General features: G+C 35.6%; 21 protein-coding genes. 13 read left to right on the top strand and 8 right to left on the bottom strand.

What is annotated here, in order from left to right; translation table 11 throughout:
• Positions 1 to 242: 242 nt before the first annotated feature.
• Positions 243 to 1,970 (top strand): ABC transporter ATP-binding protein, encoded by a 1,728-nt coding sequence (locus tag KYG33_RS09740; RefSeq protein ID WP_219073253.1) that lies wholly within the window; start codon positions 243 to 245, stop codon positions 1,968 to 1,970.
• 49 nt (positions 1,971 to 2,019) lie between these two features.
• Here the strand turns inward: KYG33_RS09740 and KYG33_RS09735 are convergent, their stop codons facing one another.
• Both KYG33_RS09735 and KYG33_RS09730 read right to left on the bottom strand, forming a co-directional pair.
• Positions 2,020 to 2,484: a carboxymuconolactone decarboxylase family protein gene (locus tag KYG33_RS09735; RefSeq protein ID WP_077419260.1), complete on the bottom strand. Its 465-nt coding sequence runs from the start codon at positions 2,482 to 2,484 to the stop codon at positions 2,020 to 2,022.
• 196 nt (positions 2,485 to 2,680) lie between these two features.
• Entirely contained in the window at positions 2,681 to 3,253 is a 573-nt protein-coding gene (locus tag KYG33_RS09730; RefSeq protein ID WP_219073152.1) for a Crp/Fnr family transcriptional regulator, read from the bottom strand.
• Positions 3,254 to 3,348: 95 nt separating this feature from the next.
• Here KYG33_RS09730 and KYG33_RS09725 point away from each other — a divergent pair, with 95 nt between their 5' ends.
• On the top strand, positions 3,349 to 4,302 hold the full coding sequence (locus KYG33_RS09725) for a helix-turn-helix transcriptional regulator (protein ID WP_219073151.1): 954 nt from the start codon (positions 3,349 to 3,351) through the stop codon (positions 4,300 to 4,302).
• A 222-nt stretch (positions 4,303 to 4,524) separates the two neighbouring features.
• On the opposite strand, the gene KYG33_RS09720 is transcribed toward KYG33_RS09725, so the two are convergent.
• Positions 4,525 to 5,016 carry a DinB family protein gene (locus KYG33_RS09720; protein WP_047387000.1) on the bottom strand — a complete coding sequence of 164 codons (492 nt, stop codon included), beginning with the start codon at positions 5,014 to 5,016 and terminating at the stop codon, positions 4,525 to 4,527.
• 169 nt (positions 5,017 to 5,185) lie between these two features.
• On the opposite strand from KYG33_RS09720, the gene KYG33_RS09715 reads away from it, so the two are divergent.
• The 6 genes from KYG33_RS09715 to KYG33_RS09690 all read left to right on the top strand — a co-directional run bounded on the left by KYG33_RS09715 (position 5,186) and on the right by KYG33_RS09690 (position 12,406).
• Positions 5,186 to 5,770 carry a hypothetical protein gene (locus tag KYG33_RS09715; protein ID WP_077419263.1) on the top strand — a complete coding sequence of 195 codons (585 nt, stop codon included), beginning with the start codon at positions 5,186 to 5,188 and terminating at the stop codon, positions 5,768 to 5,770.
• A 323-nt stretch (positions 5,771 to 6,093) separates the two neighbouring features.
• Positions 6,094 to 8,514, top strand: a complete 2,421-nt coding sequence (locus KYG33_RS09710; protein WP_077419264.1) for a TonB-dependent receptor plug domain-containing protein — start codon at positions 6,094 to 6,096, stop codon at positions 8,512 to 8,514.
• Positions 8,515 to 8,701: 187 nt separating this feature from the next.
• The gene (locus KYG33_RS09705; protein WP_077419265.1) at positions 8,702 to 9,271 is read left to right on the top strand and encodes a cob(I)yrinic acid a,c-diamide adenosyltransferase; all 570 of its coding nucleotides are present in this window, start codon (positions 8,702 to 8,704) and stop codon (positions 9,269 to 9,271) included.
• The gene (locus KYG33_RS09700) at positions 9,261 to 9,908 is read left to right on the top strand and encodes a thiamine diphosphokinase (RefSeq protein ID WP_077419266.1); all 648 of its coding nucleotides are present in this window, start codon (positions 9,261 to 9,263) and stop codon (positions 9,906 to 9,908) included. The genes KYG33_RS09705 and KYG33_RS09700 overlap by 11 nt, the downstream gene beginning before the upstream one ends.
• Before the next feature lie 105 nt (positions 9,909 to 10,013).
• A complete protein-coding gene (locus KYG33_RS09695; RefSeq protein ID WP_077419267.1) occupies positions 10,014 to 10,889 on the top strand; it encodes a tyrosine-protein phosphatase in 876 nt (291 codons plus the stop codon).
• 122 nt (positions 10,890 to 11,011) lie between these two features.
• A complete protein-coding gene (locus KYG33_RS09690; RefSeq protein ID WP_077419268.1) occupies positions 11,012 to 12,406 on the top strand; it encodes an arginine decarboxylase in 1,395 nt (464 codons plus the stop codon).
• Between the two features lie 202 nt (positions 12,407 to 12,608).
• Here KYG33_RS09690 and KYG33_RS09685 read toward each other — a convergent pair whose 3' ends face one another.
• Complete coding sequence (locus tag KYG33_RS09685; protein WP_077419269.1) at positions 12,609 to 13,268, bottom strand: HAD family hydrolase; 660 nt, start codon at positions 13,266 to 13,268, stop codon at positions 12,609 to 12,611.
• A gap of 185 nt (positions 13,269 to 13,453) precedes the next feature.
• Between KYG33_RS09685 and speB the strand changes: the two genes are divergently transcribed.
• The 3 genes from speB (at position 13,454) to KYG33_RS09670 (ending at position 16,175) form a co-directional block, all read left to right on the top strand.
• The gene (gene speB / locus KYG33_RS09680; protein ID WP_180564419.1) at positions 13,454 to 14,311 is read left to right on the top strand and encodes an agmatinase; all 858 of its coding nucleotides are present in this window, start codon (positions 13,454 to 13,456) and stop codon (positions 14,309 to 14,311) included.
• 69 nt (positions 14,312 to 14,380) lie between these two features.
• A complete protein-coding gene (locus KYG33_RS09675) occupies positions 14,381 to 15,223 on the top strand; it encodes a bifunctional helix-turn-helix domain-containing protein/methylated-DNA--[protein]-cysteine S-methyltransferase (protein WP_219073150.1) in 843 nt (280 codons plus the stop codon).
• Positions 15,224 to 15,566: 343 nt separating this feature from the next.
• Positions 15,567 to 16,175, top strand: coding sequence for an alpha-ketoglutarate-dependent dioxygenase AlkB family protein (locus tag KYG33_RS09670; protein WP_219073252.1), 609 nt, complete (start codon positions 15,567 to 15,569; stop codon positions 16,173 to 16,175).
• A 145-nt stretch (positions 16,176 to 16,320) separates the two neighbouring features.
• Here the strand turns inward: KYG33_RS09670 and KYG33_RS09665 are convergent, their stop codons facing one another.
• The 4 genes from KYG33_RS09665 to KYG33_RS09650 form a co-directional block, all read right to left on the bottom strand.
• Positions 16,321 to 18,180, bottom strand: coding sequence for a CocE/NonD family hydrolase (locus KYG33_RS09665; RefSeq protein ID WP_219073149.1), 1,860 nt, complete (start codon positions 18,178 to 18,180; stop codon positions 16,321 to 16,323).
• A gap of 126 nt (positions 18,181 to 18,306) precedes the next feature.
• Complete coding sequence (locus tag KYG33_RS09660; protein ID WP_219073148.1) at positions 18,307 to 21,075, bottom strand: TonB-dependent receptor; 2,769 nt, start codon at positions 21,073 to 21,075, stop codon at positions 18,307 to 18,309.
• Positions 21,076 to 21,171: 96 nt separating this feature from the next.
• Positions 21,172 to 21,591 carry an SH3 domain-containing protein gene (locus KYG33_RS09655; RefSeq protein ID WP_077419274.1) on the bottom strand — a complete coding sequence of 140 codons (420 nt, stop codon included), beginning with the start codon at positions 21,589 to 21,591 and terminating at the stop codon, positions 21,172 to 21,174.
• Between the two features lie 6 nt (positions 21,592 to 21,597).
• Positions 21,598 to 22,086, bottom strand: coding sequence for a BON domain-containing protein (locus tag KYG33_RS09650; RefSeq protein WP_180564415.1), 489 nt, complete (start codon positions 22,084 to 22,086; stop codon positions 21,598 to 21,600).
• A 220-nt stretch (positions 22,087 to 22,306) separates the two neighbouring features.
• Here KYG33_RS09650 and KYG33_RS09645 point away from each other — a divergent pair, with 220 nt between their 5' ends.
• A complete protein-coding gene (locus KYG33_RS09645) occupies positions 22,307 to 23,557 on the top strand; it encodes a dicarboxylate/amino acid:cation symporter (RefSeq protein WP_077419276.1) in 1,251 nt (416 codons plus the stop codon).
• Between the two features lie 8 nt (positions 23,558 to 23,565).
• On the top strand, positions 23,566 to 24,291 hold the full coding sequence (locus tag KYG33_RS09640) for a phytanoyl-CoA dioxygenase family protein (RefSeq protein WP_077419277.1): 726 nt from the start codon (positions 23,566 to 23,568) through the stop codon (positions 24,289 to 24,291).
• Positions 24,292 to 24,481: the final 190 nt, after the last annotated feature.

The raw sequence follows: 24,481 nt of genomic DNA, 5'->3' as shown, positions 1-24,481 counted from the left end.
GGCAGAAGCGGAATCTAAAGAAGCTGGCAGAAAAGAACTGCATTACCTTACAACTTATCTATTTGAAGGATAAAATATAAAGCATTTATTTGCTGAACATGATAATAAAACGTACCTTTTTCTTTTGAAAGCGGTACGTTTTTCATTTAAAAATGATTTCTATGGCTAAACCTTTTAACAGAACAGTCACCTTGTTCGGAATTTATAAACAGCTTGTCCCCTTTATCAGACCTTACCGATTAATGATTTACGGAACCCTGTTTCTTACTTTTCTGGGAGCCCTCGCAGCACAGGTAAACCCTATTGTTTTGAAATATACAGTAGATGAAGTCACCAAGCTAACCCATCTTCCACATCCGATGACAGAGGGTATTCATATTCTTATCATCATTTCAATTATTTTGCTGGGAAAAGAACTGCTGAATATTTTTATCAATTTCGGACAGAAATTTTATGGAGAAAAGATCAGGATCAATGTAAGTTCTGTGTTGGCTCAGTCAGCCATTGATAAAATTTTAACCTATAGAGTTGCTTATTTTAATGATGAAAACCATGAATCCGGAAAATTACAGATCAGAATAGACCGTGGTATAGAAAGTTTAACCAGACTGGTACAGAATTTTTTTATTGATATTCTGCCGCTTTTTTCCAACGCTATTATTGCGCTGATCATTATGTATATGCAGAATGTGTACGTAGGACTTGTTTCAACGATCATTGTTCCGATTTATTTTTATATCAGTTCTCTGCAGGCCAAAAAGCTTGGAGGAGTGCGCCGCCAGCTTAGAAATCAGAGAGAAAAAAAGACATCCGGACTTCTGAATCTGATCAATTCCATTATGGTCATTAAAAGTTTTGTCCGTGAAAAGTTTGAAGGAAAAAAACAATACGATCTTCAGATGGAACTGATGGAAAGCCAGATGATCACAAGAAGAACCAACTTTATTTATGATGGTTTAAAAACGTTTATTGAGCAGTTCGGAGTAGTTTTAATCATTCTTTTAACCGTTTATCTTGTTCTTGATCAGCAAATGACTATCGGTGCGATCATGCTTCATATTATGCTTTTCAATAATGTCTCTGCGCCTATCCGCCAGCTGCACAGGATTTATGATGATATGAATGATGCCATGATCTACGCTGAAGGCTACTTTGATATCCTGAATGCAGACAACGAAACCGAATCGAATGGAACCTTTGTGGAAAAAGAAATCAAAGGAACTTTTGAATTGAAAAATGTTGATTTTACTTATCCCAACGGAACAAAAGCCTTACATGATGTTTCCATGAAAATTGAAAACGGAAAAACGACAGCTTTAGTAGGATTGAGCGGTGCGGGAAAATCAACGGTGATTAATCTTTTGTGTAAATTTTATTTTCCGGATTCCGGAGAGATTCTTCTTGACGGAGTAAATCTTAATGAATTTGATAATACTTTTCTGAGAAGTGATCTTGGATTGGTACTTCAGAGAAACCATATCTTTCAGGGAAGTATAGAAGATAATATCCGCTATGGAGATATGAATGCAAGTTTTGAAGAAATTCAGGAAGCTGGAAGGAAAGCTTATCTGCATGAACAGATCATGGATCTTCCGGATCAATACCAGCATGATGCTACTCAGCTTTCCGGAGGACAGCAGCAGAGGATTGCCATTGCCAGGTTGTTTCTTAAAAATCCCCCGATTATCTTTCTGGATGAACCTACAGCAAGTCTTGATGCCATCGCCACCGAACAGATCAAGAATTCTTTGGATGCAATAAAAGAAAGAAGAACCGTGGTTATCATTTCCCATTCCCTGTCGCAGATTCTGGATTCCGATATTATTTACGTGATGAAAAAAGGAAGAGTAGTGGAAAATGGAACTCATGATGAACTTTACAGTAAAGAAGGTACTTACCGTGAGATCTTTGATGCATCAGCCCGCAGTCTGAATCTCGATAAACTGGTGAATACTTTTAAAGAAAATTAAATAAAAAAACTCAGCTTGCCCGCTGAGTTTTTATTTTAATAACAATTGTCTAATGCGCTTTTTCAGGAACCTGATAAGTCCCTACATCTGCTCCGAAAGCAATATTAATTCTGTTGTAGCTGTTGATGGCAATAACGGCCATTGTTAAATCCACTATTTCAGTTTCAGAATAGTAATGACTTACCTTTGAATAAATATCATCATTCACTTCCTTGCCATTTAAAGCCGTTAAAGTTTCAGCCCATAGCAGTCCTGCCTTTTCCTTATCGGTATAAAATGAACACTCTCTCCAGGCACTTACGAGAAATATTCTCTGTTCTGTTTCACCTTTTGCTCTTAATTCTTTAGAATGCATATCCAGGCAAAAAGCACATCCGTTCATTTGTGAAACCCGGAAATACATCAGTTCAAGAAATGAATTGTCCAGTGATGAATTCTGTACCTGAAATCCCATGGTGTGAAGTGCATTTACAGCCTTGTTTCCGATCGCAAATGCGTTGATTCTTTGTGACATAATATTTGTTTTTTGATTAATTATGTGACAAATGTAGAACTGTATTTTCCTGAATTTTTTTACAAATGATAAATTTTATAAGGAAAGATTTTAAAAGCTGGAGGATAGAAGCTGGATACTGGAAGTTACTATTATGTAGATGATATATATTCAGTCTACAATAGCTTCCCACTTCCAGCCTCCAGCTTCCTTTTCTCTAAAACTTCTGTGCTCTTATTCTGCTTAAAGAAACCTGAGTGATTCCGATATAATCTGCCAGATCACCAAGACTGATGCGCTGGATAAGATCAGGTCTTTGCTTCATGAAATTGTGATAGCGTTTTTTTCCGTCATCTTCCAGCATTTCACTGATCCTTCCCATCATATTGACCGGAGCTTTTGAATACAATTTGCTGAAAAGTGTTTCTGCCGTGTGAAATTTTTTACACAATCCTTCAATAACATCTCTGTGTATGCGGAGGACTTCAGTAGGTTCCAGGGCAACGATCATGTATTTTGACGGCTGTCCGGTAAGAAAACCGCTCAGCTCAGCGAAAAAAGCATTTTCTGCAAAAAAAGTCATGATAAAATCTTTATCACCATTGTCAAAAAATAGTTTTACAAGTCCCTTTTCAATAAAATAAAAATACCGGCAGGTTTCATCAGCTTTTAACAAAAAATCTCCTTTTCTGTAAGTTTTGGATTCCAGATGGGTAACAAGCCCGTCTATCACTGCCTGTTCCGGTTTTAAAACTTTTTCAATAGACTGAACAAAATGAGTGTGAAGCATAAAAAAGAAACTGTTTTGTGAAAAATAAAATTAATAAAAAAAGCAGTCCCATTTATAAGACATACCTCGAAAAAGAATTTTAGCTTTGTTACATAATGAATGATCACTATCTTAAAAAACTCGATCGGGTAACCGCTATCCTTACCCAATTACAGTCTAAACCTGTAGTTCGGGCGCAGGATCTGGCTGAAAAGTTCGATGTAAGTATCAGAACCATTTACCGTGATGTAAAAACCCTGGAAAATGCAGGTATTCCTATTGTAGGTGAAGCAGGAAACGGCTATTCTTTGATGGACGGATACAAACTTCCTCCCATTATGTTTACCAAAGAAGAGGTCTTAAGTTTTATAACCGCCGAAAAGCTGATGCAGAAATTTTCCCACCAAAGTTTGGGAAGCCATTATCAGGCAGCCATGGAAAAGGTACGGTCAGTATTGCGGAATTCCGATAAAAACCTCATTCAGAATATTGAAAAACAGATTGATGTTTTTAGTTTTCATACCGATTCCGGAGATTCTCTTAAAAATGTGATTCCAATTATTTTAGAAAGCATCGCAGACAAAACCCAATTGAATATAAGATATCAGACGGTAGATGGTAGGGTAGACAACAGAACAATTGAAACTGTCGGGATGTTCTTTGAGTTTAATTTTTGGTACATCATGGCATTCTGTACTTTGAGAAAAGATTTCAGACAGTTTCGGATAGACAGGATTTTAGAAATTTCAAAAACCTTGAATCCCTTTTTGCAGGAATATGGGCAGGTAAATGATTACCGGAAAAAATCAAACGGAAATAAAGTCAGAGCCAAACTTTTGGTTGACAAAAAGATAATGTCTCATCTGGTGAATTCCAAAAAATATTATGGACTGACAGAAGAAGTGGAAACTGAACAGGGGGTAGAACTCACTTTTGAAACAGAATGGATCAGTGACGGATTTCCCCGCTGGCTCGTTACTTTTGCAGACTATGCTACCGTTCTGGAACCGGAAAGTCTTCGCACCAGATTGAATGAGCTGCTTGTAAAAATGACAGAAAGACACCAATAAAACCTCAACAGAGTAATTGTTGAGGTTTAAAGACTTAATTGAGGCAAATAAATGAAATGGTTAATAAGCCAAGGGCAAAATCGCAAAAAAGCTAAATTTGTTTTGTTGCAAAAAATGATATAAGTTGTTGAGATGGAGGAAAATCGCTAATTAAATGACATTGCAGATGTATTCTCAGGATTTCCGCCTTTTTGCAATTTTACCTCTTTACTTTTATTAAAATTAAAATCTTTCCCAGAAGAAAGGTGGTTCAATTCCCAAAGCTCTCAGATAAACATATCCTTGTCCGCGGTGGTGAACTTCATTGTCTACAAAATAAAGAATGTTCTGATATACAGGGAATTCATATTCTCCAAATAAATTGAAAGTTTCCTGGAAACGCTCTTCAGAAATCATATTAAAATAATGGTTGATTACTTCTGTTTCTTCATCCCACTTCTTTAAAATTTCTTCTTTTGTTTTCGGATTAAAGGCTTCCTCGTTGTATGCTTCCATGCTTCCTTCAACAATTCCTTTTAAAGCAGGTCCGCCAATGCCAATCAGCTCTACTGCCAGTTTTGCAAACGGTCTCATTCCACCTACAGAAAATTCGAATAGTTCTTTTTCTGGAAAAGATTCAATAACTCTTCTCGTTAGATTTCTATGTCCTTGCCAGTCGTTTAATAACTGTTCAGAAGTCATGAATTGTTTAGTGGCTGTTGCTGTAGTTGTCATAATGTTTTGTTTTTGTTTGTTATTGATACAAAGGTAAGACAGGGTTATGACAACAGTTTGTCAGTAGGGTTTTTGATATTGAAAAAATATTTTTTTCTTTGCTAAAATATCCGGACCTACTTTTCCGTTAGAAGGAAGGATATTAATAACAAAAATCGCTATTAGAATTATGAAGAAGTATATTTTGCCTGTTGTCACCGCATTTTTATTAGTATCATGCAATAAGATTGAGGAAAAAATTGACCAGACGGTTCAAAAAACAACAGAAACTGTGCAGCAAAAGGCACAGCAGGCTGTAGAAGAAACAGTGAAGAAAACAATCAATGAATCAATAAATACGATAACCAATTCCGAAGATGTTAAGTTTAATACCGTTTTTCCTGGTACGGGAGCTTCTATAGTTTCTGAAGAAAAAGGGAAAAAAATTAAAATCCCGGGAAGATCTGAAGGTTACATTTTTAAATACAAAGCAGACATTGCCGCATTGCTCCCGTTTTTAGAAGGCCAGCCTACTTCTGATGAAAGCAAATCAGAAAAGACAGCCCGTAAGATTGATGGACAAAATATCATTGATAAAATAAGTCTTTTATCAAAATTTCTTCCTGATAATACCCTTGATACAAGTATTCTGGAAGATATAAAATCCGATAAAAACATTCAATATTATAAATTGAAAAGGTTTCCCAACAGTAGTACAATTATCTACAACCCAAAAAATCAGACCATCATACAATACGTAGAGGTAAATAAATAATTTGGATATGGCCGTTTTAACGGCCATTTTTTATATGTAGTCAATAGGTGAAGCAATCTCAAGCTACGAAAACCACTTATCAGAAAGAATGAAATCATATTTATTCCCTGGTGTAAGTTAATCACTTTTTCAGACAGAATTAGGAAATTACTACTGCATTTCTTTTCATATTATTAATAAATTACTGATGTTTGTAAGTTTATCATAGTTTTTATAAATAAATACTATTTGTGAAGTTATGGAGTATTATTCATATCATATGATTTATTTTTGTATTTAATATTAATATTTTCACTAGATTTATTAAATAATTGTCAATTGATATGAAAAAGGAATTGTTTAATAAGAAAATTTGTGCACTGGTATTAAGTGGAGCTGGTGCAATGGGATATGCTCAGGACAGCATAAAACAAAATAAAATAGATGAAGTTGTGGTTACAACGGGTAGAACTAAGCCCAGAACCATCATTACCTCAGCAATTCCTATTGATAATATTTCTGCTGTACAATTAAAATCCACAGGGCAAATTACTTTTGATAAAGCTTTAACCTATGCTGTTCCATCTTTTAATTCGTCACAGCAAACCGTTTCTGATGCAACGGCTCATTTTGATCCGGCAGATTTAAGAGGATTAGGACCTTCCAGAACATTGGTTTTGGTAAATGGTAAAAGAAAAAATCAAAGTGCTTTAATTTATGTAAATGATACACCGGGAAAAGGTGAGGTAGGTACAGATCTTAAAAGTATTCCTTCAGCAGCCTTACAAAACGTAGAGGTATTGAGGGATGGCGCATCTGCACAATACGGTTCTGATGCTATTGCAGGAGTAATCAATATTATCCTTAAGAACAGCGTTGGAAAAAGTACAGTCAATCTTTTTTCAGGTATTACATCAGAAGGTGATGGCTTTAATATCGGAGCAGATTTTAATACAGGAATCAGAGTTGCCAAAAATGGAAGTCTGAATCTTACATTCGGATATTCTTCCCAAAATAAAACCAACCGTGCAGGTACTGTTACAAAAGATGACCTTTTTGGTGTAGATAATGCCTGGACGCAAGCTAATCCTGGTCTGGGAATGATTATAGGGCAGCCGGAAACAAAAGTGGGCAATATGTTTGTCAATTTTGAGTTGCCAACAGGTGAAACAGGCAAATTTTATGCTTTTGGGGGTACAACTTACAGAAGTGGGACTAGTTTTGCTTTGTACAGAACTCCCTATTGGGTAGCTTCAGATTTTGGTTTATTAACTCCACAAGGACAACCTTACAATGGATTTCAACCGCAATTTAAAACAGATGTTTACGATTATAATTTAACCTCCGGGTGGAAAGGCATGTTTGGAAAATGGAATTTTGATGGGAGTGCAACCTTTGGCTCTAATGCCGTAGATTATGCTGTAGCAAATACCATTAATACATCTTTGGGAGCCAATTCACCAACCCGTTTTAGAGCAGGAGGTCATCAGTTTAGTAATATTATAGGAAACATAGACATCAACCGGGATTTTGGTGCGCTTGTTTTAGGAGCTGGAGCAGAAGTGCGTAATGAAAACTATCAGGCGAAGGCAGGTGAGGAAGCATCTTATATAGGAAGTGGTGCAGAATCATTTCCAGGACTGCAGCCTCAAAATGAAGTCAATAAAAACCGTCAGAATATTGGGGCGTATCTGAATGCTGAATGGGATATTACGAAAAACCTGTTAGTTGGAGGAACTGTGAGATATGAAAACTTCAGTGATTTTGGAAATAATGTTTCCTGGAAAGGAAATGCAAGATATAAGTTGTTGGATGATAAATTGGTGTTCCGAGGGTCTGTTTCTACAGGATTTCGAGCACCTTCATTACACCAGATTTATTATTCCAATGTTCAAACCAAAATTACAGGGAATACTGTAGCTAATCAGGGTACTTTTAATAATGACTCTCAAATTGTAAGATCTGATCTTGGTGTAGCCAGATTAAATGCTGAAAAAGCTTTTAACATTACTGGGGGATTTGCCGTAAAACCGTTTAAAAACCTTACTATTACAGCAGATTATTATAGAATAAAAATTAAAGACCGGGTACTTTTCTCAGGAGATATTGGTTATAAAACCGGTGCTCCGGGTAGTCCGGATATAACAAACCCAGTGGAGGTAATATTAGACAATAATAAAATAACCTCTTTGAAGTTTTTCACCAATGCGGTAAATACAGTTACTCAAGGGGTAGATTTCGTCGCAAATTATTATACTTCTGCTATAGGCAAAGGAAGATTGGGAGTTATTGCTGCTTTCAATTATAACGAAACTAAAATAGTAGATAATATTGCCGTTCCGCCTATTTTGGCTGAAAATGGTTACTCAGAAAACTTTTTTGATAGAAAAGAACAATCCAGAATTACTTCTGCAAGACCCAAAACAAAAACTATTCTTAGTCTTTCTTATGATATTTCAAAGTTTAACTTTAACCTTAATAATACTTATTTTGGTTCTGTTACATGGCAGCACGCAACTGATCCTGCCAAAGATCAGACATTTTCTGGTAAAGTAGTTACAGACATCGTTTTAACATATAAAATAACGAAAGACCTTAAAGTTTCCGGAGTTGTAAATAATTTGTTTAATATTTATCCGGATGTTATAGACAGCAAAGGAGATATAGTTACAGATCTTGGAGGAAGGTTCAAATACCCTTGGGAGGTGAATCAGTTTGGATTTAACGGAACAACTTTTCAGCTCAATGTTAATTATACTTTTTAATCTATAAACAAAGGAATTGGTATTGTTAGGCTTAACAAAGGCGAAGCAATCTCAAAAAATATAAAACCCACATAAACAATTAGCTGACATTCATTCATAATGTCAGCTAATTGTTTTTTCACGCAGAATAGGAAGTTATTACTATATTTTGCTTTTTACATTCTACAAAAAAGGGTATTTTAGTACTATGAAAATTTATACGAAAACAGGAGATAAAGGTCAGACGGCATTATATGGCGGAACAAGAGTTTCTAAAGCCAGTGCCAGAGTAGACAGTTATGGAAATATAGACGAGCTGAATTCATTCATTGGGATTGCAAAAAGTCATATCGAAGATGAAGAAGTATTGAGACAACTGAAAAAAATACAGTTTGATTTGTTTACCGTAGGTTCCGAGGCTGCTACACCAGTAGATAAACTGATGCTGGCCAACGGAAAATCACGCCTTCCGATCATTATTTCAGACACAGAAATTGAAGAACTGGAACAATGGATGGATGCTTTTGAAGATAAACTGGAGCCGCTTCAATACTTTATCCTTCCAGGAGGTGGAAAGCCTGCCACTTTTTTACATGCTGCAAGAACCATCTGCAGAAGAGCAGAGCGCTCATTGGTATTTTTGAATGAATCAGAAGAAATACGTCCTGAATTGATTAAATATTTAAACAGACTTTCAGATTATCTTTTTGTGTTGGCAAGATATGTTTCAAAACTGAACAACGAACCGGAAGAATACTGGAATCCGAATGAGAGATAAAGCACTACTTTTCATCAACGGAGATGCTCCCCAATCTTTCCCTGATCTTGATCATTATGACTTGATTGCTTGTACAGACGGTGCTTTTCACTATTTAAAAAGAATGGGTTTCCCAATGGACAGGTTGGATTTTATATCTGGTGATTTTGATTCCCATTCCGGATCAGATGAAGATATGTATCAGGAAAAATTTATCCTTACATTGGATCAGGATAAAACAGATTTTCACAAAGCTTTAGAAATCATTTTGGAAAAAGGCTTTTCAGAGATTGATGTTTTTGGAGGAAGTGGAGGTGAGCAGGATCATTTTCTTGGAAACCTTACCGTTGCTTATGCATTCAAAGATCAGATGGAAATTAAATTTTATGATGAGTTTTCAGAATATTACTTTATTCCAAATCATTTTAAATTGAAAGGAGCGAAAAATAGAATGATTTCTCTCTATCCATTTCCATCAGTGAATAATATTACAACGAAAGGACTTAACTGGTCTTTGACGAATGAAACTTTAAGCATTACTTCAAGAATAGGAACCCGAAACTTTGCCGTTGAAGATGAGGTTTCCGTAGAATATGAATCAGGAGATGTCCTGTTATTTGTAGGAATCAGCGAAATAGAATATCCCACGATCTATTAAAAAGATCTTTATCGAGTAGTTATTCTACCAATAGAAATGGGCTTTAGCCCATTTAATAAAAAATATATAAATCAACTGGCTTTAGCCAAAACGTATTAAAAACTATTGAATAAATTAATCAAAATATCAGTTCTCACCATTTCATTATGCAGTATTTTCTCATGCAGAACACAGCATTTTGAAACACCCGAATATGGAAAAAAGGAGACTGAAAAAGTGATTCATATAAAGAAGGTAACGAACTTCCGAACTGTCGGAAATATTAAAAATGTAGATGGAAGAACCTTAAAAGAAGGAAAGTTCTACCGAAGTGCCCATCTTCATAAGCTTAAAAAGAAATCTTTTGATGATTTTGAAAAATTGGGAATCAAAGAGATTATTGATCTTAGAAATTCAAAGGAAATTGCCGAGAAACCTGATTGGCTGCCTTCAGGAATCGTTTACAAAAAATATTCAGCGTTTGAAGATGAAGGAGATCAGCTGGCTCAGGCAAGAAAACTGGTTCTGAAAGGCAAGGTGAATGCTTCAGATGCAGATAAGAGAATGATAGATTTCTATCGTGAATATGTTACGGAAAATCCTGAGACCATAAAGAAAATCATCACTGAGATCCTGGAATCTGAAGATCCGGTTTTGTACCACTGTACTGCAGGAAAAGATAGAACAGGAATTACAACAGCACTCATCTTAACGATTCTGAGGTTTGATAAAGAGACTATTTATAATGAATATCTTCTATCCAACAACTACAGGAAAGAGATGGTTGAGAAGAGACTTCGCCTTGCCAATCGCTTACATTTCATCTATCCGAAGATGGATTTGCAGGTGCTTGAAAATCTGAGCTGGGTAGAAAAAAGATACCTTGATGCTGCTTTTGGGGAGATTGATAAAAAGTATGGCTCCATAGATGTCTATATTCAGCAGGTATTAGGGATTTCAGATGCCAAAAGAACAGAATATATTCAAAAGTTTACCTATTGATTATCAGAGATAAATTTTTGCAGGATATGATATTGGGTCTTTATTTAAAATTATAATAATTTTAACACCCGAAAATCAAACTTTTTTAGCAATTTTGCATTTCTTAATTCACTTGTTTAGAAATGAAAATAAAGTACTCGGAACTTATTGATCAGACATTATATTTTCCTACGGAGGAATTTAATGTATCTGAGAACAATTTGTTGTTTCACGACGTTCCATTGATGGATGTAGTTGAACAATTTGGCACTCCGCTAAAGATTAGCTATCTGCCGAGAATTTCTCAAAATATTCAGAAGGCCAAAAGCTGGTTTAAAGAAGCTTTTGAAAAAACCGGATATAAAAAGAATTATACCTACTGCTATTGCACAAAATCCAGTCATTTCAATTTCGTATTGGAAGAAGCCTTGAAGAATGATATTTCGATAGAAACATCTTCTGCTTATGACATGGATATTGTGAAGTCTCTTTACGAAAAAGGGAAAGTAGATAAAAACATTGAAGTAATCTGTAATGGTTTCAAAACTGATGATTATCTGACAAATATTTCAGATATGATCAACAATGGTTTTGAAAATATTACTCCGATTCTTGATAATTACAGAGAATTGGATAAACTTACGGAAAGTATCGATTCTACCTTTAATATCGGAATCAGAATCGCATCAGAGGAAGAACCGAAGTTCGAATTCTATACCTCAAGATTAGGAATCGGATATAAAGATATTATTCCTTATTACAGCCAGAAGATTGCCGAACACCCGAATGCAAGATTGAAAATGCTTCACTTCTTCATCAATACCGGGATCAAAGACACTTCTTACTACTGGAATGAATTGTATAAATGTCTTCGTGTATATGCACGTTTGAAAAAAATCGCTCCGGAAGTAAATTCATTGAATATCGGAGGTGGTTTCCCAATAAAAACTTCTTTGAACTTTGATTATGACTATCAGTATATGGTAGAAGAGATCGTTTCTCAGATTAAAAAATTCTGTGAAGAAGAAGGAGTGGAAGAACCTAATATTTATACTGAATTCGGAAGTTTTACTGTAGGGGAAAGTGGAGCGAATCTATATAAGATTATTTCTCAGAAGCGTCAGAATGACAGAGAAAAATGGAATATGATTGACTCTTCTTTCATGACCACTCTTCCTGATACTTGGGCGATTTCAAGACACTTTATCATGCTTCCGCTAAACCGTTGGGAAGATTCTTATGAAAGGGTATTTTTAGGAGGGCTTACATGTGACTCAGATGATTATTATAACTCTGAACAGCATACCAACGCAATTTATTTACCGGTTTTCAGTGATACTAAGCCATTGTATATCGGATTCTTCCATACAGGAGCGTATCAGGAAACAATCGGAGGATACGGTGGAGTACACCACTGTCTGATGCCTCAGCCGAGACACGTCCTGATCCAAAAGGATGAAAACGGTGAATTGCACTATGAAATTTTCCGCGAAAAACAGGAACCGGAAGATATATTGAAGATTCTTGGTTATAAATAAAACCTTAATCTGTCATTGCGAGGAACGAATGTGACGAAGCAATCTCATCTTAATAATCTTAATCACTCAATATATCTTAATATTTTAAAATTTAACCATTAAGTTTTTTATTAAGAATTAAGGAAAGTTAAGGATCTTCACTTCGTTCAGATGACAAAACATATACAAAACAAAAGCTCTCAGAATCTGAGAGCTTTTTTATTTAGAAATAAGTAGAGATTTTATCAAGTTCGAGTTCCTCATAATCAGTAACTACAGTGTCTGCCAATGTATAATCCTGATTTTTAGAATGTGGACTTCTGTAAGCCGCACAGAAAATTTTAGCCCGATGTGCGGCAAGAATCCCGTTGGTGGAATCCTCAATGACCATACAGTTTTCAACAGGTTCGCCTGCCATTTCTGCAGCCAGTAAAAAAACTTCAGGATGAGGTTTTGATTCTTTTAAATCGGCACCGCTGATCTTTCCACTGAAATATTTTTCCAATCCGAATTTTTCAAAAACCATATTGATCGTTACCATGGTAGCCGAAGAAGCCAGAATAAGTTTTATTCCATTTTCATGATAATGTTCAATTAGGTTTTTTACCCCCGGAATTAAATCAAATTCATCATCATTATAAAAATAATCTTTGAAATGAGATCTTTTGATTCCTGCAATGGATTCATAAGTCTGATTTAAATTAAATTCATTGATCAGGGTTTCAGAAACTCTTTTGGTTGATGCTCCGGTAAAAGAGGTATACAATTCTTCGGAAACCGCAATTTCCAATTCATCAAACGTTTTGAAATAAGCTTTTCTATGTAATGGTTCTGTATCTACAATTACTCCATCCATATCGAAAAGAACAGCTTTTAAAGACATATTAAAAGTTTTGTGCAAAAATAACTTTAAAATTTAAACATTGAAAGGTTTAAAAATTTAAAAATAGAAAGGAAGGTTAAAAATTCATAACAAACCGTTCATTATTTATAACTCAGGTACTATTTTGTATCTTTGTGGAATCTTTTAATTTTTCAATCATTTAATTTTTTAATTAATAATTATATATGAAAACATACGCAGGAATTCCCGAGGAAAACGCAACGCTAGAGAATTCGAAAGTAATGTTGGTAACTGTTCCTTATGATGGAACTTCAACATGGGGAAAAGGAGCTGATAAAGGCCCTGAATTATTCTTAGATGCTTCTGAAAACATGGAGCTTTATGATATTGAAACCCAAACAGAACCTTATCTTCAGGGAGTATACCTGGCAGGAGAAATTTCTGAAAACTCCAGTCCGGAAGCAATGACAGAAGCTGTTTACCAGAAAACAAAAGAACTTTTGAACAATGACGGTAAGTTATTTACTCTTTTTGGTGGGGAGCACTCTGTTTCTATCGGTTCTATCCGTGCAGTAGGAGAGAAATATGACAATCTTACTGTTCTTCAGTTTGATGCTCATACAGATTTACGTCCTGAATTCCACGGTTCTACTTCCAATCACGCTTGTGCTGTTTTTGAAGCAAATCAGAAGCATAACTTAGTACAGGTGGGAATCCGTTCTATGGATGTTGAAGAAGTTGAATATTTACCGGAAGGAAGAGTATTCTTTGCTCACGAAATCGCGAACAACGAAAACTGGATCAATGATGTATTGGAACAAGTATCAGGAAACGTTTATATCACAATTGATTTAGATGCTTTTGATCCTTCTATTGCTCCTTCTACAGGAACTCCTGAACCAGGTGGATTACAATGGTATCCAACACTGGAGTTATTGAGAAAAGTATTTGAAAAATGTAACGTAGTGGCATTTGATATTGTGGAATTAATGGATTCTCCAATGGCTAAGCCAACCGCTTTCTTATCGGCGAAGCTATATTACAAAATGCTTGCTTATTACAATATTTATAACAACAACTAATATTCCGCAAGAATCGGATTTTTTCTGCCGTATATTCTTTGGAAATTTGTGAGGTAAAATAACAATACGATGTCCACACAAAGTCAGATAGATTATAACAGAATTGCTAAAGCGATAGAATATATCCAGAGCAATTTCAGGCTTCAGCCAAGTTTGGAGGAAGTGGCAGAGAATATTCACTTGAGCCCCGCCCATTTTCAGAAGATCTTTACAGATTGGGCAGGAACAAGTCCGAAAAAGTTTTTGCAGTTCATCAGTCTTGAACATGCCAAAAACCTATTGAAGGAAGAAAGAGCAAGTTTGTTTGATACCGCTTATGAGACAGGATTTTCCAGTACCAGCAGGCTTCATGACCTGTTTGTAAAGGTAGAAGGTATGTCTCCGGCAGAATATAAAAATGGTGGAAAAAGCCTTAGTATTCATTACAGTTTTTCTGAAAGTCCTTTCGGAAATATAATAGTAGCTTCTACAGAAAAAGGAATCTGCTATATGGCTTTTGAAGACCATAAAGAAAAAGCATTCGGGGAACTGAAGCAAAAGTTCCCTAATGCTTCTTTTACTGAGCGGCAAGATGCTCTTCAAAAGAATGCACTGTCCATATTCGATAAAGACTGGACAAAACTCAATACTATAAAATTACATTTAAAAGGAACCGATTTTCAACTTAAAGTATGGGAGAGCCTGTTGACTATTCCGATGGGAAAACTGTCAACGTATGGCAGCCTGGCTGAAAAAATAGGAAATCCAAAAGCTTCCAGAGCGGTAGGAACTGCTATTGGAAGTAATCCTGTCGCATTTCTTATTCCGTGTCACCGTGTTATTCAGTCTACCGGTAATCTTGGCGGATATCGCTGGGGAAGTGAAAGGAAGCAGTTGATCGTAGGTTGGGAAGGTTCACAGATGTACTCGTAACATATTTTTACCATAAAAGGCACAAAAGACTTTACAAAGGATTAAAGTTCAAATTATTTGTCTTAAAGTTCATAAAATGAAAATTTTATATTTTCAAAAACTTAAGTGTATTTTTATATGCAGGGATTATTCTTAAAAATACTTAAGTATAAAATTCTTTGTGACTTTTGCGGTTGAAAAAGGTTAATTTTGGCTAAAGCCAATGGATTTTTTATTTCTGATTAAACGGACTAAAGTCCGTTTCTATTGATGCAAAATCTATAGTGCCATTTGTGAAAAATATTTGAGCCATTTGTGTTTAGCTATAAAAAATCATAAATACATTTAAATTATAAAAACTATGATGAGCCTGTTCGAAGAAATATCAGACTATCCTCTCAATATACTTCCACATGACGGAACCGTTCATTATTACGGAAAGGTTTTTTCTAAAGAACAATCGGATTTTTATTATGATTATCTCCTCAATCAGATTCCATGGGAAAATGATGAGGCAGTGATCTTTGGTAAATTGATTCTGACTAAAAGAAAAGTTGCCTGGTTCGGAGAAAAGCCTTTTGAATATACCTATTCGAAAAGAACAAAATATGCAAAGTTCTGGACTCCGGAATTATTAGAATTAAAAAAGAAATGTGAAGAAGTTTCGGGTGAGACTTACAATTCATGCCTGCTGAATTTATATCATGACGGAAGCGAGGGAATGGCTTACCACAGTGATGGTGAAACAGATCTGAAAAAACATGGTGCCATTGCTTCTCTGACCTTTGGAGCAGAAAGGAAATTTTTATTCAAACATAAAAAGACCAAAGAAAAGACCGAAATATTTCTGGAAAACGGAAGTCTGCTCATTATGAAAGGAACTACTCAGGATAATTGGCTTCACAGGCTTCCACCCACTACAAAAGTGAAAACTCCCAGAGTCAACCTGACCTTCAGAACAATTGAAGAATAAATTATTATATGTTTTTTTATCAATAGTAGCGGGCTTCAGCCCACTTGAACAGAAAGAACATCTTCATCCGGCTTTAGCCAAAACCTAAAAATATACTTCAAGTCTTCAAAAACAAAAAAGCTGTTCAAACGAACAGCTTTTCAATTTATTTTAAAACTTCAGCCTCAATTGAGCTGTCATCATACACTTTGATAAATGCTTTAGTGTAATCTTCTTTGGTCGCAAAATTCGGATTATCCATAAATTTTTGTGGGTTGATAGCAAAAAGTGGGAACCATGTACTGCTGATCTGAATCTGAATTTTATGTCCTTTTTTGAAGGTGTGAACTACATCCTGAAGTCTGAAATTAACAGCTGTTTTCTGATTAGGAACCAATGCTTCTCCTTTTTCTTTTGTATTTCTGAATCTGGCAGGCATTATTTCACTTCTTACCATCTGATGATAATTGCCATAGATAACACCGTCTTTCTTTTCTGTCGGTTTGAAATCTTCAGGATATACATCAATAAGCTTTACTGCAAAATCGGCATCTGTAGAAGAGGATGCAATATTCAGTTTGGCCATAATTTCTCCGGCAAATGCCATATCTTCAGTCAGAACATCTGTTGTGAACGTCAGTACATCAGGTCTTCCTACTGCAAATCTCTGATCTTCCGACATATAATTTTTCGGAGTGAAGCCATTGAAATCTTTCAGGTGATCTGAGCTTACAACAGGATTATTAGGATCGCTGTAATATTCAGAATATCCTTGTCCCGAAGTTTTTTTCAAGGTGTTGTCAGCTAAATAGAAATTAACTTTCTGAGCATTTTTAGGCGGATAAGAAGCAAATTCTTTCCATTCTTTAGCTCCGGTATCATACATCAGCGCTTCAGGAAGTCCGGCATCTTCTTTTGTATTGCCTTTCAGATAATGATTGAAGAATCTGGTTTCAATATTTTTCTGGTAATAGGTTGCAATACTGTCTCCAAAATACGTTTCGCTGTGGAAATGTTTACCCTGTTCCTGAGACCATCCACCATGAGAAAAAGGTCCCATTACAATTGTATTTTTAGCTTTAGGACTTGTTTTTTCAATGGTTTTATAAATATTCAAAGGACCTGAAAGATCTTCTGCATCAAACCATCCTCCAACAGTCATTACAGCGTGATTGATATTCTTCAGGTGAGGAAGAAGACCTCTTTTTTGCCAGAACTCATCGTAGTTGGGATGATTCATAATTTCTGTCATGAAGAAATTATTCTTATAATATTTCTCATAGCCCTCTTTCAGGGTGCCCATGTCTCTGTAGAATTTTAATCCGTCTTCGGAAGTCTGTTTGATGAAAGAATCCATATACCAGGCCTGTTTTTCAGGTTGTGTTTTCTGAACTCCAAAAACAGGGAAAGTTCTGAAATAGCCTAACATAAATCTTCCGTTGTGAAGGAAATCGTCATTCCAGAAATCAGAGATAGGAGCCTGCGGTGAAGAAGCTACCAAAGCCGGGTGTTGTGACAACGTTCCTACAGCAGTATAAAATCCAGGATAAGATGTTCCGAACTGACCTGCTTTACCATTGTTGTCCTTGATGTTTTTCAAAAGCCATTCAATGGTATCATAAGTATCTGTACTTTCATCTACATCTTTTTTGGTTTTACGCTCTACTTGTGGAGTCATATTGGTAAAAGTACCTTCACTCATATATCTTCCGCGCACATCCTGGTATACAAAGATATACTTGTCTTTCATAAGGTAAGTGTTGGGACCTACCTTTGTTTTATATTCACTCTCTCCATAAGGTGCAATGCTGTAGCAGGTTCTCTGCATCAGAAACGGATATTTGTTCTTGTTTGATATATCTTTCGGGATATATACAGCTGTAAAAAGCTTTACTCCATCACGCATCGGAATATAAAATTCTTTCTTGGTGAAATTGTCTTTAACGAAAGTATCTTTCTGTTCCGTCTTCTGAGCTTTTCCAAGAATGAAAAAAAGAATACATAATACTGAAATATGGATTTTCATAAAAAAAATTTGCTGCTAATTTAAAAATAAAAACACGGTTATTGATCAATCTTCTCTGGATTCATAAAAATAGCCGGAAAGATCCGGCCATTATCAAAAATATATATATAAAAGTATGGTGTTGTGTTATTGCATTTTTTTACCGGCAAACTTATTCAGCTTCATGCTGATAGAGAACATGATATATCGTTTCAAAATCAGATCTTCACGGTCTTCAAAATAAGAATCTGTGATGGTTCTTCTCACACTTTGATTTTGATTTAAAACATCATAAATCTTCACTTTTGCTGTAAACTGTTTTTTGTAGAATGAATAACCCAGACTGGTATTCCAGAAGTAGAAATCCTTTTTAAAGCCGGGAGCAATATTTGAGTTGGTATTATATTCAAAATCGTTTCCAAATACGAAATTGCCTTTCAGCAGATAATTGGTAAGTTCCAGTTTTAATGACTGATTGGCCGTATTTATACTTTTTAAATTATAATTGGTATAATTTGAGAAGCTGTATCCAAGTCGGTAAGAAGGTTTGATCGTCATTTTATCTTTGATCTCATACACAAGATTAAGACCAGGATTGAGATTGTATGAATTGCTGGTGAAAGATTGTCCGTCGATAAAACCATTATTGTAAGCATAATTCATGTTGAATGTTGGGTTAATGGTCAGTTTGTCATTTTTCCATTTCAGGGTTTTACTAAAGCCCCCGCCGGCGTTAATGCTTTTATTTCCACTTACATTGTCATAAGTAACGATCTGTTTTCCTGCATTATCATAAGTAGAAAAATTGATGATGTCATTATTCCTGTACGTAAAGCCAATATTGAAATAGTAACTGAGGTTTTTTACTTTATTATAATTATTGAAATACAGATAAAGATTGTTGATCCAGGTATTTTTCAAATTGGGGTTTCCTTGATAGGTAATCAAAGGATTGGATTCATCTTTATAAGGAGTCAGCTGTTCTGCAGTCGGAATGTTGAAGTTAGAGTAATTATAGATACTTAAGATTTTACCTTCCCCAAGCTGATAGTAAAGGTTGAGATTATATTCGGGCAACACGAAATTTTTCTGCAGGTCATATTGCTGTCCGTTGTAGATAGAGTTTACCTTCATATCTGAAATGTCAAGATTCACCGAAGCCCAGAAGTTGAGTTTATTTTTATTGATTTGATAGCTCAATTCAGGAGAAATCTGATTGATTCTCTGCTTCATATTATTCGATAAAAGCTGGTTGAATTTAGTGTAATCTCCGGTTACATTATCAAAATCGTTTACATTCCTTAAATCCCTCGCTGATCTCGCTTCATATTTTATTTTAAAATTTACACTGGACGAATCGGAAACGGGTTCTGAATATCCTGCACTGAAATTGAATGAGCTGTTCTGATTTTTATTTTTGGCTAACTGGTCACGATTATCTTTTGTTATCCCGTTTTGGTCATAAAATGTGTTCTGGGATTGGCTTAGGTTATCCCTTTTAGACTCAGAAATAGAACTGTTCATATTGGCTGAAAGCACACGTCCTTTTTTCTTGAATTTTCTGGAAAAATAGATGTAAGGATTAAATGAATTGCTTTCCGAATCATTACTTGAATAGGAGTTGCTTTCATTCAGAAGGCTGCCATTCTTCAAAGTAGATGATTGTGAATTATTGAAATTAAAACTGCTGTTTTTAGTAAATCTCGGTGAAAAATAAACACTTGTCATAGAATCCAGCTTGATTTTGACTGAAGTATCAAAACTGTATTGCTTAGATTCATTTTCTCCATTACTTTCAGAATTGGTCTGAAGCGTATAATTGGGTAGAAGAGTAGATCTGGAAACCTTGGATCTTGTCTCCGTATTAGAATCCGAATGCATCAGACTGAAAGAATCCAGATCAGCATTTTTCCCCATTTTATCACTGTAATTCAATCCTATGGTGGTAGACCGCTGAATTCCTCTTGTACTGCCTCCCTGATTATAATACGTCACATTTCCTACCGTTGAGACTGATCCGCCCTGCATCATCCAGGCATTCCGTCCGTTCCCCATACTGTCAAAAACTTCATCCCTGGAAAACCCTTGTGAATTGATATTATTGGATGATGCAAGAATACTTACTTTTGTGTCTCCTTTAAAATAACTTGCCAGTCCGCTTGCTTCATACCGCTTGTCTGACCCGTATCCGACCGTAAGTCTTGTCAGCAACCCTTTATTCTTTTTTTCATCAATATTAAAGTTGATAGTAGTGTTCTGAGATTTGGCTGCTTGCCCGCTCAGTTCTTCTTCCTTTGTCTTGGTTGTTGTAAACTGAATGTTCTTGATGATATCTGCAGGTAAATTCTGCAGGGCAATTTTGCCGTCTTTATCGAAGAAAGGTTTGCCGTTGATCATGATCTGATCCACTTCTTTCCCGTTGACTGTAATTTTTCCTTCATTGCTGATGTCTACTCCGGGAATCTGCTTCAGAAGTTCCTCTATTTTACTGTCAGGCCGTACTTTGATTGCCGCTGCACTGAATTCAATGGTATCCTTTTTAATTTTTACCGGTGATGCGGTGATTTTTACCTCATCAATATTATTGACAATACTTTGTTTTTCAAGCTGAATATCTCCTAAGGATAGGGGTTGATCTATTTTATCAAATTTTTTTGAATAGGACGACAATTTATCAGCATCAATTTTAAGAATGGAAGGTTCTTTTACATCGTCTATCTTCAGAGAAAATTTACCTTCTTTATTGGTTGCTGTATAGTTGACAATGGATGAATCTTTTTCTTTCAAAAGATAAACGGTGGCATTTTCTATCGCTTTCTTTTCAGAATCGGATATTTTTCCATCGATGTGTAATTTTTGCGCGTGCAGAATAATGACTGTGAACATCAAAGTCAATAGCACCAGAGTTTTCTTCATTAGTTTTTTTTTCAGAGCCGTAAAAATATAAAAACATCCCAAAGTTGGGATGTTTCTATGCTTTTTTTGTGAAAATTTATTATTTTTTAATAAAAATTATGCTCTTAAATATCTTGAATAAGCATATCCTTCCTGGCCGTCATCAGTTTTCACTTTCCACCAGTCATCAGAAGTCTGCTCAATTAAAGTTACAGAAGAACCTTTAGCTGCTTTACCTACTACGGCAGCTTCAGTAGAAGGTTCCTGTCTGATATTAAGGTTAGAATCTTCTGTTGCTACTGTTAAAGAAGCTCCTGAAGTAAGACCTGCAACCTGTACATCAATATTGATATCTGAAGCAGAATAAGTAGAATCAATAGCTCCTAAAGCATTCCATACAGCATCTTTAGCCGCGGTGTTGGAAGCATTTCCGGAAACATAAAGAATTCCGTCCTGCTCCTGAACCTGAAGATTGGCGATCCCTGCAGACTGTGCCGCTGAAACTACGCTTGAATATTTATCTTGTAATTCGCTCATCTTAAATTATTTTACGATTAGGTTGTTGTTATACTTTCCGATTTTCAAAGCATCTACAGATTCTTTGATTTTTCTAGCCTGCAGGCCGGAAACATTTCCTGTAAGAGTAAGCTGTCCGTTTACAACTTCTACCTTTACAGAAGGGAAATCCTTCACCGCATCCTGAACTTTTTTCTGAACAGCAGGATCTACAGCAGAAGAAGTTTCAACAGGGGCAGGGGCAGGAGCAGCTGCTACAGTAGACATATCCATTACGTCTTTTACTCCGTTGATCGCTTTTAATTTTGTGATCATCGCGTCTTTAGACTGCTGGTCTGCGAAAGTACCGCTTAAGTGAGCTACACCTTCTTTTACTTCAACAGAAGCATTGGGATTAGAAGTTACTACCGTTGTAGCCTGAGTCTGAAGGTCGGCATCAGAAACTTTCTTTTTACAAGAAATAGCACCGAAAGATACAGCTACAGCTAATGCAGCCATTGCAATAGTTTTTTTCATATTGTATATTTATTAATGTTGTTATACAATCAAATGTAATAATAAAATTTGTACCAAAAGAATAAAAATTCAATAAATGTTTTTTAATTTTTTTACAATATTTTCTAAACCAGGCTTTTAATTTTTAGGGATTAAAAACTTAATGTAAAATTAATCCACATTGAAGAAAATCTTCTGCCAATTGAAAAACCATTATATTTGCGCAAATTGAACTATATATATGAAAGGACAGAATAAACTTTTTATAGCAATTATCATTGCCCTTCTTGTTGGAGTAGGAATCGGAGGTATTGTACATGTGAAATATCCTGAGAATGCGGAACCTTTTGCTAAGAACATAAAATTGTTGGGAACGGTTTTCATCAGATTGGTACAGATGATTATTGCTCCTTTGGTTTTTACGACATTAGTAGTGGGGATTGCCAAAATGAGTGATATTAAAATGATTGGAAGAGTAGGAACAAAAGCAATGCTTTGGTTTATTTCCGCTTCTCTGATTTCCCTTTTTATCGGGTTAATCCTTGTTAACTGGCTTGAGCCGGGACATGTCACAAAACTACCGATTCAGGACGTATCTTCTGCTGATGAACTTCTTAAAAGCAGTAAAAGTTTCTCCATGGAAGACTTTGTAAAGCATATGATTCCTAAAAGTTTATTTGAAGCCTTTGCTACCAATGAAGTATTGCAGATCGTGATATTTGCTGTGATGTTTGGAGTTGCACTTGCGAATTTAGGAGAAGAGTATTCTAAGCCTGTGGTAAAGCTTTTTGATATCATCGCTCACGCAATTCTTAAAATGGTAGGGTATATCATGTGGTTTGCTCCACTGGGAGTATTGGGAGCTATTGCAGCAGTAGTGGCAACCAATGGTTTTGAAATCTTTAAAGTATATGCTATTTATCTGAGAGATTTCTTCTTTGCTATAGCAGTTCTTTGGCTGGTACTTTTACTGGTAGGTTATTTTATCTTAGGAAACCGTCTTTTTGACCTTTTAAAAAGAATTAAAGAACCGTTACTGATCGCTTTCTCTACAACAAGTTCTGAAGCAGTGTTCCCGAAATTGGTGGAAGAGCTTGAAAAATTCGGTTGTAACAGCAGAGTAGTATCCTTTATTTTACCTTTAGGATATTCATTCAACCTGGATGGAAGTATGATGTATATGACATTTGCTTCAATCTTTATTGCTCAGATCTATGGGATCGAAATGAGCCTTGGACAGCAGATCACCATGCTATTGGTATTAATGCTTACCTCAAAAGGAATTGCAGGTGTTCCGAGAGCTTCTCTGGTAATTATTGTGGCAACCTGTTCTATGTTTGGTATTCCACCGGAAGGAATTGCTTTGATCTTACCAATTGACCATTTCTGTGATATGGGAAGAAGTATGACAAACGTGTTAGGAAATACACTGGCCACTTCTGCAGTTTCCAAATGGGAAGGACAATTGACAGAGCCATTAGACAAAATTTAAATATATCAATGAGTTTACAAAACTTAAAAAACAATAAAAGCCATATTCTTGAATATGGCTTTGCTGTTATCAATAATGTATTTTCACAGAAAGAACTTGAAGAAATAAACCATGTTCTGCAGCATATAGATACCTCAAAAGAGAATTTCAGAAAGTCTGAAGATCTTTTCGCTATAAGACAGTTTTTAAAAGAAGTTCCGGAAATTAAAGACCTGATTTTTAATGAAAATATCCAGAAAGTGGTTAAGGAAATCTTCGGAGAAAAATATTTTGTGGTCAAAAGTATTTATTTTGATAAGCCTGAAACCTCCAACTGGTATGTAGCTTATCATCAGGATCTGACAATTTCTGTAGATAAAAAACTGGATCTGCCTGATTTCGGTCCATGGACAACTAAAAAGAATCAGTTTGCAGTACAGCCTCCATTAAATATTTTGGAAAATATCTATACTGTAAGAATCCATCTGGACGATACGGACGAAAATAATGGAGCTTTGAAAGTAGTTCCAAAGTCTCACGCAAAAGGTATTTACAGACCGGAAACCATCGACTGGACGATTGAAACAGAAGAAATCTGTAATGTTGAAAAAGGCGGAATTATGATCATGAAACCCTTAACGCTTCACGGTTCTAACCGGACAACCAACGGAAAGAAAAGGAGAGTGATCCACATAGAATTTTCTGATATGGAACTTCCGGAAGTTCTGCAATGGTCGGAAAGAATGAATTCATAAAAAATCGGTCTTCGAATTTTCGAAGGCCGATTTTTTATGATGGGAAGCTGGAAGAAGAAAGCTTCTGAAAGACTAAGGATTAAAATCAGTCTATTTTATTAATTTTTTTTTAAATCTAAAATTTCTACAAGCCAACTTTTAAAAAGTAATCTGGCAAATAGAAACCTCCAGCTTCACTCTTCCATCTTCC

Origin of the sequence: Chryseobacterium sp. D764 (assembly GCF_019317325.1) — a bacterium.
GTDB lineage: Bacteria > Bacteroidota > Bacteroidia > Flavobacteriales > Weeksellaceae > Chryseobacterium.
Note: the sequence above shows the minus strand (reverse complement) of the source record. Positions and strands in the feature narration are given on the sequence as shown.